This window comes from Kordiimonas lacus, assembly GCF_001550055.1.
Taxonomy (GTDB): domain Bacteria; phylum Pseudomonadota; class Alphaproteobacteria; order Sphingomonadales; family Kordiimonadaceae; genus Kordiimonas; species Kordiimonas lacus.
In genome coordinates, this window is sequence record NZ_LRUA01000004.1 from 237,562 (window position 1) to 249,925 (window position 12,364).

General features: G+C 56.3%; 7 protein-coding genes. 6 read left to right on the top strand and 1 reads right to left on the bottom strand.

Annotated features, from left to right (window positions below):
- Positions 1-289: 289 nt before the first annotated feature.
- The 6 genes from KORLAC_RS07745 (at position 290) to KORLAC_RS07770 (ending at position 10,177) form a co-directional block, all read left to right on the top strand.
- On the top strand, positions 290-3,241 hold the full coding sequence (locus tag KORLAC_RS07745; protein WP_082714571.1) for a TonB-dependent receptor: 2,952 nt from the start codon (positions 290-292) through the stop codon (positions 3,239-3,241).
- 206 nt (positions 3,242-3,447) lie between these two features.
- The gene (locus tag KORLAC_RS07750) at positions 3,448-4,164 is read left to right on the top strand and encodes a SapC family protein (RefSeq protein ID WP_068305141.1); all 717 of its coding nucleotides are present in this window, start codon (positions 3,448-3,450) and stop codon (positions 4,162-4,164) included.
- Positions 4,164-5,177 (top strand): cupin-like domain-containing protein, encoded by a 1,014-nt coding sequence (locus tag KORLAC_RS07755; RefSeq protein ID WP_420913272.1) that lies wholly within the window; start codon positions 4,164-4,166, stop codon positions 5,175-5,177. The genes KORLAC_RS07750 and KORLAC_RS07755 overlap by 1 nt, the downstream gene beginning before the upstream one ends.
- On the top strand, positions 5,174-6,682 hold the full coding sequence (locus KORLAC_RS07760) for a tryptophan halogenase family protein (RefSeq protein ID WP_068305145.1): 1,509 nt from the start codon (positions 5,174-5,176) through the stop codon (positions 6,680-6,682). The genes KORLAC_RS07755 and KORLAC_RS07760 overlap by 4 nt, the downstream gene beginning before the upstream one ends.
- A complete protein-coding gene (locus KORLAC_RS07765) occupies positions 6,679-7,482 on the top strand; it encodes a glycoside hydrolase family 16 protein (RefSeq protein WP_241493383.1) in 804 nt (267 codons plus the stop codon). The genes KORLAC_RS07760 and KORLAC_RS07765 overlap by 4 nt, the downstream gene beginning before the upstream one ends.
- A 142-nt stretch (positions 7,483-7,624) precedes the next feature.
- Positions 7,625-10,177 (top strand): glycoside hydrolase family 3 protein, encoded by a 2,553-nt coding sequence (locus tag KORLAC_RS07770; RefSeq protein WP_068305148.1) that lies wholly within the window; start codon positions 7,625-7,627, stop codon positions 10,175-10,177.
- 90 nt (positions 10,178-10,267) lie between these two features.
- Here the strand turns inward: KORLAC_RS07770 and KORLAC_RS07775 are convergent, their stop codons facing one another.
- Entirely contained in the window at positions 10,268-12,301 is a 2,034-nt protein-coding gene (locus tag KORLAC_RS07775; RefSeq protein ID WP_068305151.1) for a S9 family peptidase, read from the bottom strand.
- Positions 12,302-12,364: the final 63 nt, after the last annotated feature.

Consider the following 12,364-nt stretch of genomic DNA (forward strand, 5'->3'; position numbering starts at 1 on the left):
TTTTTTCAAAATAAGTTGCCATGGGTAATGTGTGGTTTTTCCCTCGTAAGCCCATGAATTTATTATGAGAAAAGATATTTTGTCATTTAAGTTTAGTCAAATTATGACAGCGCTGTCTGAAATGACTGGACAAATACGGGCTATTTTTATAGTTAGATAAGACAGCGCTGTCATATTTGGGAGATATGATCCATTTAAGCGCATGTTAGGGAAATGTACTTAGCTTAGGGGAACGGAAGGGAAACTTATGAGACCTGGAAGCATTTATCGAAATTCGGTGGCGAGTACCATGTCGCTTATTCTGGCGGCTGTCACAGCATCCACCGCATTCGCTCAGGAGGCTAATGACGCCTCGTCTGACGATCTGGATTTAGAAGAAATTGTAGTTACCGGTATTCGCGGTAGCTTGAAACAGGCAATGGACGTGAAGCGGGATGCCCGCGGTATCGTTGATGCCATCAGCGCCGAGGATTTCGGTAAGTTTCCGGACACCAACCTCGCTGAATCGCTGCAGCGTATCACAGGTGTGTCCATTGACCGTGTGAACGGCGAGGGCAGCAAGGTAACAGTACGTGGCTTCGGCCCTGACTTTAACCTCGTGACCCTGAACGGTCGTCAGATGCCGACCTCCGGTCTTGAAGACACAAGTGCTTCAAGCTCTCGTTCCTTCGACTTCGCTAATCTCGCGGCTGAAGGTATCTCTGGCGTTCAAGTATACAAGACCGGCCGTGCGTCTATCCCAACCGGCGGCATCGGTTCCACGATCAATATCTCCACCACCCGTCCGCTCGAAAGCCCGGGCATGAAGGCGACAATCGGCGCCAAAGCGGTGATGGATACTTCTCGCGAAGGTACATCCGTAACGCCGGAAATCTCCGGCCTCTACAGCAACACTTTCGCCGAAGACAAGTTTGGTGTGGCTGTATCCGGTTCCTACCAGAAACGTAAGCTGGGCTATAACCAGGCCTCCGCCGGTTGGCGCGGTGCTTTCGAAGGCACCCAGAACGACTGGGGCACACTGCCGCAGATTCCGGATGGCGGCACTGAAGCCGACATCAACGTAACCAACCGCCCTGGTGCGGGTGATTATTATTCCACGACCCAAAACATGGCTTATTCCATGACGGCTGTGGACCGCGAGCGGATCAATGGTCAGTTGACCATGCAGTTCCGCCCTGTGGACACCATCACCGCGACGGCTGACTATACCTATTCGCAGAACAAGATCGGGACAGAGCGTCACGACATGTCTGTATGGTTCAACCACGGCAACACTACCAGCGCCTGGACTGACGGCCCGGTTGCTGGTCCGCTGCTGTACTCGGAAGATTTCGGCGCGAGCCCAAGCGACCTGTCGTTCGGCGGCGTTGAGTTCGCGACCAAGAATGAGAACAAGTCCCTTGGTTTCAACGTAGAATGGACGCCAACAGACAATTTCGAGCTTGAGCTGGACTACCATAACTCAAGCGCAGAATCCGGCGCTGACAGCCCATATGGCAGCAACGTTGCACTGGGTACAGCAAGCTTCTCGCTTCAGTCGCAGTCGGTTGACTTCTCCGAGGACTTTCCGGTTCTGTCGATTACGCAAATCGATGGCCTGACGGGTATTGATCCATCGCGTATCGTGTCCACCGGTTCGAGCTTCCGCAACAGCTACATGCGGACAGACATCGAGCAGGCGCAGTTCAATGGCTCCTGGCATTTCGATGAGGGCATCGTTGAAAGCATCGATTTCGGTGCATCTTACACGGAAAACAAAGTGCGCTCGGCTTATGCCAACGTACAGCGTGATACGTGGGGCGGTGCTGGCCCGGCTTCTGACCTTCCGGACGACATCTTTGAAGTCATCAGCGTTGCCGACAAGTTCGACAAGCTTGATGGCTCGGACAATGCGGCACTCTTCAACGAGTGGGTTATCTATGACTTTGAGACCATGGTCGGTCTGATTGATGACCTGTACGGTGTTTGTGGTGGCAATGGCCAGTGTGCTTCTACCGACTGGCAGGTTGACCGTCGCACTACGGAAGAATCCTTCGCGGCATACTTCCAGGTGAATGCAAGCTGGGAAGTTTCCGGTAATCCGCTGAATATCGTGGCAGGCCTGCGCTATGAGGATACAGATGTGACTTCCCGCGCACTTGTGCCGATTGCTACTGGCACACAGTGGGTTGCAGCCAACGAGGCAGTGGTGGTCTTCTCGCCCGAGCAGGACTTCACGGAACTGAAGGGTAGTTACGATAACTGGCTCCCATCCATCGACATTGACTTCTCGCCGCTTCAGGACGTTATCCTGCGGGCGTCATACTCGAAGACAATTGCGCGTCCGAACTATGCGGACATCCAGGGTGGCCAGACGATCAACAACATCTTCCGTATTGGTGGCGGTACAGGTAGCCAGGGTAACCCGGGCCTCCTGCCATTCGAATCCACCAACTGGGATTTCAGTGCTGAATGGTACTATGACGATGCAAGCTATTTCGCAGTCGGATATTTCGACAAGAAAGTGAAAAACTTCATCGGTACGGAAACCATCACGGCAACACCGTTTAACCTGCCGAACCCATTCGGTGGCCCACGTTATAATGACGCTGTGGCGGCTGTTGGCAGTGACGACCTTGTTGAAATCCGGAACTGGATTTTCGCGAACGCAGACCCAAGCACAGTTGAAATCACTGGCGTTGACTCCAATGGTGACACCACGGGTAACATCCTCGGCGTTGCTGGCGAAGATCCGACGCTTGAGTTTGTTGTGAATGTGCCGTCGAACCAGCGCTCTGCGAAGCTGAATGGTTGGGAATTTGCCCTGCAGCACACCTTTGGTGACAGCGGCTTTGGTGCCATCCTCAACTACACCATCGTAAATGGCGATGTTGGCTTCAACGACCTGACAAACTGGAACCAGGAACAGTTCGCACTGTTTGGCCTTTCGGACACGGCAAACGTCGTTGGTTTCTACGACAAGGACGGCTTGCAGGTTCGGGTTGCCTACAACTGGCGTGACAAGTTCCTGGCTGGCATCATCCAGGGTGAATATGCTCAGCGTCATCCGAACTATGTAGAGGCCTATGGCCAGTTCGACGTGAACGTAAGCTACGATGTGAATGACCAGGTTACGGTCTTCCTGGAAGGCATCAACGTGACAGGGGCTACGCAGCGCAACCACGGACGCAGTGAAAACACTGTTCTGTGGGCGACCCAGGCCGGTGCACGTTACAATGTGGGCGTTCGCTACAAGTTCTAGCGCACCTTCAGACTTTCTCAAGCATATGGAAAGCCGCCATCCGTGGCGGCTTTCTGCCTAAAGGGTATAAGGCATCGCGGGTTTTGCCCCTATGTGCCTTGTCCCGACCGCCCAATCGGGCGTAGCATGAACAGCGTGCCGGAGCTGGGGAGCAACCGGACAGGCTGATAAAAAACAAAATACCAGTTAAGTGGAAGAGAAGGTTCATGACGCAACATGTTTTGCTGAACAATGTGGATCACAAGGATCTGCGCATTATTACCGAGCGGTCGGCGGCCCTTGGCGACGCCATCATGAGCTGTGTTACATTCCCCACAGAATTTCGCGACCTGCAGGCGCACTATCCGATCCTGTTTCAAAAGGACCCGAACAGCGGTGCCATTCAGGCTGTCGCCCTTATGGGACTGACCAAAGGCGAGAACCTGTTCCTGACAGGTGCAGGCTGGGATGCGCACTATGTGCCCATGGTGGTTGAAATGCAGCCGTTTGTGATCGGCATGCAGCAGCGCCCCGGTGAAGAGCCGCAAACCGTTGTTCATGTGGACATGGACAGCCCGCGCGTCAGCACCACAGAAGGCCAGCCCGTGTTCCTGCCCAAAGGCGGCAGCACGGAATATCTTGAGCAGATTACCGCGATCCTGGACCGGCTTCATATGGGAGCCTCCACCAGTGGCGATTTCTATAGCACCATTGACAGCTATGGCCTTCTGGAACCTCTGGCGGTGGAAATTGACCTGAAGGATGGGTCGACCAACCGGCTGGTCGGCTTCCATGCCATCAATGAAGAAAAGCTCTATGGCCTCGACGGTGCGGCACTGGGTGTCCTCAATGAGAAGGGCTATCTGCAGCCGCTCTATATGGCTGTGGCCTCGCTCTCAAATTTGCGGGACCTGATTGAGCGGAAAAACCGGATACTGGGCTGATCATGAACGAGCTGAAGCCCATCCGTGAAATAAAGGGCGCCACCAGCGCCGACCTGACGGAAGAGTTGCTGACCGGGCAGGAGCCATTGGTGCTGCGCGGATTAGCAGCGGACTGGCCGTTTGTGAAAGCGGGCAGGAAGTCAGCAGCAGATGCACGAGCCTATCTGAAAGGCCTCTATAATGGCACGGAGGTGATCGTCTCCTACGCCGGGCCAGAAGCGGGCGGCAAGCCTTTTTACAAGGATGACATGAGCGGCCTGAATTTCGACTATAAGCGTATCAAGCTCGATATGTTTCTCGACCTCCTGGAAAGTCATGAGGCTGACGAAAAGCCGCCTTTCTTCTATGTGGGCTCTACCACTATCGGCGATTGTTTGCCGGGATTTGGCGAACAGAACAGCATTCCCCTTGGCGACAGGGACTGCATCGAAAGCATCTGGATCGGCAACCGTACGCATATTGCGGCGCATTATGACCTGGCGGACAATGTGGCCTGTGTGGCAGCCGGTAAGCGGCGCTTCACCCTGTTCCCGCCAGATCAACTGCCCAACCTTTATGTGGGCCCTCTTGATTTCACACCTGCAGGCCAGCCTGTGAGCATGGTGGACCTGCACAATCCTGCTTTTGACAGGTTCCCGCGTTTTCGCGATGCGCTCGCTGTTGCGCAGGTGGCCGAACTTGAAGCTGGTGACGCCATCTTCATCCCCAGCATGTGGTGGCATGCGGTGGACGGCCTGGCAGCCTTCAATGTGCTGGTGAATTACTGGTGGCGCCAGTCACCGTCCTATATGGGGCCGGCGAATAATGCGCTACAGCTGGCGCTTCTGGCGATACGCGACCTTCCGGCAGACCAGAAGAAAATCTGGCAACAGATTTTCAACCACTATGTATTTGAAAATACAGAGGAAACGACGGCTCATATCCCTGAGCGGGGCAGGGGCGTACTGGGGCCGATGACTGACGATAACGCGCGGCGTATTCGCGCTTTCCTTTTGAATGGGTTGAACAGATGACGGCACAAACGATTAAACGTGTGGTGATTGTGGGTGGTGGTACGGCTGGCTGGATGGCCGCCACGGCGCTCTCGAAAATCATGGGCGGCGTGCTTGATATCACGCTCATCGAGTCCGACCAGATCGGCACCGTTGGGGTGGGCGAAGCCACCATCCCGACGCTCGTGAACTATAACCGGCTGATCGGTATTGATGAACAAGCCTTCATGGCCGCCACAAAAGCCACCTTCAAGTTGGGCATCGAATTCGTCAACTGGAAGCAGAAAGGCGAAAGCTATATCCACTCCTTCGGCATTACCGGCAAGGACCACTGGACGGCTGGCTTTTGGCATTTCTGGCTGCGGGGCCTGAAGGAAGGCATTGACTATAAGTTCGGGGATTACTGCCTTGAGCTGATCGCAGCCGAGCAAAGCAAATTCGCCCATCTGCCGAAACTGGGGCTGAATTACGCCTACCATCTGGACGCCACGGCCTATGCTGGGTTCCTGCGCAAGATGGCGGAAGAGCATGGCGCCAAACGCGTTGAGGGCAAGATTACAAGCGTGCAGCAGAACGGCGAAAGCGGCTATGTTGAGAGCGTGACGCTTGAAGGCGGCAAGGTGATCGAGGGTGACCTGTTTGTGGATTGCTCGGGCTTCCGCGCGCTCCTTATCGAAGGTGCGCTGCACACCGGCTACCATGACTGGACCCACTGGCTGCCGTGTGACAGCGCAATTGCCGTGCAGACCGAAGCGGTGTCGGATCCGATCCCCTATACCAAATCCATCGCCCACGACAGCGGTTGGCAGTGGCGTATCCCGCTGCAGCACCGGGTCGGCAACGGGCTCGTGTTCTGCAGCAACTACCAGTCGGACCAGTCCGCCATCGATACGTTGATGTCAAATATCGAAGGCAAGCCGCTTGTGGACCCGCGGGTGATCAAGTTCCGTACGGGCACCCGGCGCAAGCACTGGAACAAGAATGTGGTGGCGGTGGGCCTTTCAAGTGGCTTTATCGAACCACTGGAGAGCACCAGCATCCACCTGATTCAGCGCAGCATCTTCCGCTTGATGCAGATGTTCCCACACACCGGCATCGTGCAGGCGGATATTGACGAGTTCAACGCCCAGACCAGCTATGAGATGGAGCATATCCGCGACTTCATTATCCTCCATTACCATGTCACCGAGCGCCGGGACACGCCCTTCTGGCGCCAATGTGCGAACATGGACATCCCGGACGGGCTGAAACACCGTATTGCCTTGTTCCGTGACGCGGGCCGGGTGTTCCGGCCGAACGACCAATTGTTCGCCGAAAACAGCTGGGTACAGGTCATGCTGGGGCAGGGCATCATGCCCGGCCAGTATCACCCGATAGCGGACCGGATGACCGACGAAGAGCTGCATAATTTCCTTGCGCACATCCGCTCCAATGTGGAGAAAACGGCCATGCAGCTGCCAAGCCATAACGATTATGTGCAGCAATACTGCAAGGCAACTGAGGTGATGGCGAAGGGGGCCGCATGACTTTGATGAAACTCGTATCTGTGGCTGGCGTGCTGGCCGCAATGAGTACGGCTGTGCTGTCTGATGATGGCTATGAGCTTGTTTGGGCTGATGAATTCGACGGGCCAGAACTGAATACCAATGTCTGGCGTGTGGTGAAGGGCAACGGCTGTCCCACGAACTGTGGCTTCGGCAATAATGAACTGCAGGCCTACAGGGGTGGTGAAAAGAACCTGCGCGTGCAGGACGGCAAGTTGGTGATCGAGGCCCGTATGGGCAACAAGGTAACCTCAGCCAAGATCACAACACAGGATATGCCGGGCTGGATCTACGGCCGCTTTGCCATGCGGGCCAAGCTGCCATCGGGTGTGGGCACTTGGCCGGCCTTCTGGATGATGCCAAAGGCCGCCAGCTACGGCCCATGGCCCAAGTCTGGCGAGATCGATATCATGGAACACGTGGGCTATAACCCCGGTCAGGTGCATGGCACCATCCACACCGAGGCCTACAATCACAAGATTGGCACCCAGAAGGGTGACTTCATGCAAGTGCCTGACGCCGCGGAAGTATTTCATGACTATGCCGTCGAATGGGAAGAAGATGAGATCCGTTGGTATATCGACGGACAGGAATATTACCGGATCGAAAAAGAGGCTGGTGATGGCCATGCGGAATGGCCGCTGGACCATCCCTTTTATGTGATCCTCAATCTTGCAGTTGGTGGTGACTGGGGCGGTGCTGAAGGCGTTGACAAAGCCGCATTTCCTGCACGCTTTGAGGTCGACTGGGTCCGTGTTTGGCAGAAAACGGCCGATAAATAAATTGTCTTGTATCTGACAGCGCTGTCAGATTTTTGTGGACATGGCAGATTTTCGTGCTAGGTTTAAGATGAATATGACAGCGCTATCATATGGGAAGTATGATAGCGCCCGATGGGATGTGTTGCGAGGGAAGCGGACGATTATGAAGTATTTTGATTATCGATTTTTTGTTGTGGCTGCGGCACTGGCCCTTGCAGGGTGCGGGGACGCGCCCACCGCGACCGATAGCCAGGCCGACAAGGTCGAGTGGCCGACAATTGCCAGCCCCGTGAAGGCTGATCCGGCGACTGACCAGAAGGTAGCTTCCCTCCTTGCGAAAATGTCCGTTGAAGAAAAGGTGGGCCAGATCATGCAGGTGGAAATCCAGCATATCTCGCCAGAGGAAGTGAAAACCTACCATATCGGCTCCGTGCTGAACGGTGGTGGCTCGCTACCGAACCGCAACAAATATGCGGCCCCCGGAGAATGGCTGGCCATGGCTGACGCCTTTTATGATGCGTCGATGGACACATCCGATGGCGGCCTGGCAATCCCCATTATTTGGGGCAGTGACGCCGTACACGGCCACAATAACGTCATTGGCGCTACGCTCTTCCCGCACAATATCGGCCTGGGTGCCGCCAATAACCCTGAGCTTCTGCGCCAGATTGGTGCTGTCACCGCGCTTGAGATGCGCGTAACAGGTATTGACTGGACATTCGCACCGACGCTGGCTGTCGCTCAGGATGACCGCTGGGGGCGGGCGTACGAAAGCTATTCTGAAAACCCTGAAATCGTACAGGCCTATGGCCGCGCGATGGTGGAAGGCGTTCAGGGCGTGCCAGGAACACCAGACTTTCTGGATGTGGACCATGTGGTCTCAACCGCAAAGCACTTCATCGCGGACGGCGGCACAGAGGGCGGTGACGACCAGGGTGACGCCAAAATCCCGGAACAGGAACTGCTGGATATCCATGCCGCAGGCTACAAGGGTGCGCTGGCGGCCGGTGTTCAAACCGCGATGGCAAGCTTTTCTTCCTGGAATGGCCAGAAGCTGCACGGTAGCAAATATCTGCTGACGGACGTGCTGAAGGGCCAGATGGGTTTTGAAGGCTTCATCGTGGGTGATTGGAATGGTCATGGCCAGGTGCCGGGCTGCACCAATGAGTCCTGTGCTTCCGCGATCAATGCGGGCCTTGATATGTTCATGGCGATCGAGGAATGGCGTGATCTTTATAAGAATACGCTGGATCAGGTACACAGCGGTGAAATTTCCATGGCGCGGCTTGATGATGCCGTTTCGCGCATTTTGCGGGTGAAAATTCGGGCAGGTCTTTTTGAAAAAGGTCGTCCGTCTGACCGCGGTGTTGCAGGACAGGACGGCATCATCGGTCAGCCGGAACACCGGGCTGTGGCGCGTCAGGCCGTGCGGGAAAGCCTTGTGCTCCTCAAAAATAACGGTGGGCTTTTGCCACTGAACCCGTCTGCAACCGTTTTGGTGGCAGGTGACGGCGCCGATAATATCGGCAAGCAATCCGGCGGCTGGACCATTACCTGGCAGGGCACGGGCAACGTGAACAGCGACTTCCCGGGCGCGACCTCCATCTTTGACGGCATTCGTGATGCTGTGGCGGAAGTGGGCGGTACAGCAGTGCTGTCAGTGGACGGCAGCTATGACACCAAGCCTGATGTGGCGGTCGTTGTATTCGGCGAAGAGCCATACGCGGAAGGCCAGGGCGACATCGATACGGTTGAATTCGAACCCGGCAACAAGAAAAGCCTGGCACTTCTGAAGCAGCTGAAAGCTGACGGCATCCCTGTGGTTTCCGTGTTCCTTTCAGGCCGCCCGCTCTGGGTCAATCCTGAACTGAATGCCTCTGACGCATTCGTTGCTGCCTGGCTGCCCGGCTCTGAAGGGGAGGGCGTTGCGGACGTGCTGGTCGCAGATGCTGAAGGTAACCCACGCCATGACTTCAAAGGGCGGCTCTCTTTCTCCTGGCCCGCCAACCCGCTGCAGGGCAAGCTGAACCTTCATGACGAAGGGTATGCGCCGCTGTTTCCGTTCGGCCATGGCCTGACCTATGCCGATACTGACACGGTCGTGGGCATGCTGCCTGAGGATGTGGTTGGTGTTGCTGCCGCTTCGGGTGGTGATCTGGATCTGTTCGTGGGGCGTCCGATGTCTCCGTGGCGTCTGTTCGTCGCCAGCGACCAGTCCTCGCAGGTAATCAGCGGCTACTATGCCCAGGTTCCCGGCGGTACCATGACTGCCGAATTGGTGGACAAAGACATTCAGGCTGACGCCGTTAAGGTGAATTGGCTCAGTGACGGTAACGGCGCGTTCTTCATGGGCGATGCCCCTGCCATGGACCTGAGCGATCACGCAGAAGCTGGTGCCGCACTGCGGTTCGACCTGCGGGTGGACAGTTTTGATGCTACTGACGCCAGCCTGTCTGTGCGCTGTGGTGAAGCCTGCACCCGGTCACTTGATATTGACGAATTCCTGAGAGCTTCCACCGGCAAGGGGTGGGCTACGGTCGCCGTTCCTCTTGCTTGCCTCTCGGAAGACGCTGCCGACTTTGAGACGCTGCTGGAGCCATTCCGGTTTGGCGTCACAGGCAAGGCAAGCATGGCTTTTGCCAATATTGGTGTTGTGAAAGCCACTGAGACCGTGGACTGGTGCGATCCTGGTGCCGGTTCGGTTCCTGCTAACTAACCCTTAGCAACTTAACCTCTCAGCCTTATTATGGGGCACTCGGGTCCGCACCGCGCGGACCCATTTTTTTTGGGCAGGAGGCATCGACCTTCATTCTGTCAGGGCGTTTTCGTCAATCAGTAAAACCCGTTTCAGGTGCCGCTTCAGCTTTTGGCCACCGCCGATCTCAAGGCGGCCCCCCAGATGATCGGCCAATGCTTTTTCGACCATGTAGAAATAGGCTTCCATCGCAAGCGCGCTGTTCGGGCTATGGCCTGCGCGTGGCTCTTCCAGGTAGGAAACAGGCTGGGTGTTGCCTTGAAGCCGCAGCACATAGTCCCGCACATTCAACACAGAGACCTTCGGGTCCTTCTCCCCGGCCCAGATATAGAGGGGGCGTGAGATCTTTTGCCAGTGTGCATCCGGCGACTGGGACTGAATGCGCCTCACGTCTGCTGGATCATTCAGGTCTACCGTCAATTTCTTGAAACGCTTCAGGCGCAGCGCAAAGGCCGGTGACCGATCCATGTTAGTGAAATATTTGATGGCTTTGGATAGATCGACAGGGGGTGCTCCAGCAATGCCCACCCGGAAGGTTTCGGGGGTGAAGGCCATCGCCCCAAGCACAGAGAAGCCACCAAAGGAATGGCCGAATATGCCCAGTCTGGTCCGGTCGCCGATACCGCGGGATAAAACATATTCCATGCCGTCGATGATATCCTGCTGCACGCGACCATCGCCGAAATCACGGTTAGCGCTGAGCGTATACTGCTTGCCAAAGCCGGTGGAGGCCCGGAAGTTGGGCTCAAATACAGCATAGCCGCGATTTGCCAGGAATTGGGCGCGGGTGTCATAGGTGCCGTCAACCCGGCCCCACGGACCGCCATGGGGCACGACCACAAGCGGCGCATCGGCAGGGTTCTTGCCGCGGGGCAGGGTCACATAGCCTTGCTGGCGCATGCCGTCACTGACGCTGTACCAGATGGGAACACGGATGGCGGCGCTGGACTGCAGCAGGGCGCGGTCCTCGGCTGTTATATGCTCCATGGGATAGGTGAAGTTGTCGGCCATGCGGTCATAAAGGGCGATTTTGGGTGGCCGGATGCCGTCATCCACGGCCACCCAGCGGGTGAGGTCATCGCTGGCGCGCAGCATCAACTGGTCTGCCCCGAGTTCCGCTTCGATTTTGGCAATTGCCTGTTGGGCACCAGCGTCGAGGCCATAGAAGCTAATGTGGTCGTCCAGATAGCCGGCGGCACGTGGCTGGTTCTCGGTGTCCTTAATGACCCATTTGATGTCAAACATTCCCCCGGGGTCCTGGTGCAGGCGGTTGACCGTGCCATCTGTAGCGTCCATTCGGTAAAGGCCTGTGAGGTTCTGGCCGAATGTGCCCTGCACAAGCAGGCTGTCCGTTGCTTGGTCGTGGGCAATCAGTTTGCAGCGGTCATCCAAACTGCACGTCTGCAGGCGCTTGGCGGTATCCCCTTGGATACGAACAAGCTCCAGGCCATCTCCTGCGATGCGCACCGCGAAATACACCCCGTCATTGCCGGGCAGGACATCGCCGACGAAAGTGGATGACTGAAACAATAGCTCTTTCGTACTGTCCGGAAGCAGGCGGAAGAAATCATGCCCGCCATCTGTCGCTGCCTTTGATACAATCACCGCATGGGGCTGGCTTGGGTCGACCCTGTATAGTAGCTCATCGCTGTCGCTATCCAGGTTGAGGATAAAGGCCGGTGTATCGGGTGTTCCCATGGATACGGCGGCCACCCCTTGTGATGATTCCAGAAACAGATAACGGCTGTCGGTAGACCAGAAAATCTGGTCTACAAGCTCGCTTGCGAACAGCCTCTGGTGGGTTTCGCCGACGACGTCATAAAGCCAGAGTTCCATGTGCCTGCCATGCTTCAGGCTGTATGCCAGAAAGGCGCCGCTCGGCGACAGTCGGACATAGTCGATCTGGCGGTTCTTCAGCATCAGCGACCGGGACAGAAGCGGGGCTTCGGATTGGGCTTTGGCGGTTTGGATCGCATCATCCAGGGTGTCGGCAGCAACAGGCGCCGGGGCGGCGAACAGGCTGGCTGCAGCAAGCATCAGGGCGCACGTCACCTGAATGCGCGCTTTCAATTGAAAAGGCGTCATTGTTGTATCCACTATCTTTTGCTGTCGTTAACTGCAGGGGAGGGGCATGGGCCAGCCCCTCCC

Coding starts and splice junctions, on each gene's coding strand:
- KORLAC_RS07745 (WP_082714571.1), top strand. CDS start 290: ATGTCGCTTATTCTGGCGGCTGTCACAGCATCCACCGCATTCGCTCAG.
- KORLAC_RS07750 (WP_068305141.1), top strand. CDS start 3,448: ATGACGCAACATGTTTTGCTGAACAATGTGGATCACAAGGATCTGCGC.
- KORLAC_RS07760 (WP_068305145.1), top strand. CDS start 5,174: ATGACGGCACAAACGATTAAACGTGTGGTGATTGTGGGTGGTGGTACG.
- KORLAC_RS07765 (WP_241493383.1), top strand. CDS start 6,679: ATGACTTTGATGAAACTCGTATCTGTGGCTGGCGTGCTGGCCGCAATG.
- KORLAC_RS07770 (WP_068305148.1), top strand. CDS start 7,625: ATGAAGTATTTTGATTATCGATTTTTTGTTGTGGCTGCGGCACTGGCC.
- KORLAC_RS07775 (WP_068305151.1), bottom strand. CDS start 12,301: ATGACGCCTTTTCAATTGAAAGCGCGCATTCAGGTGACGTGCGCCCTG.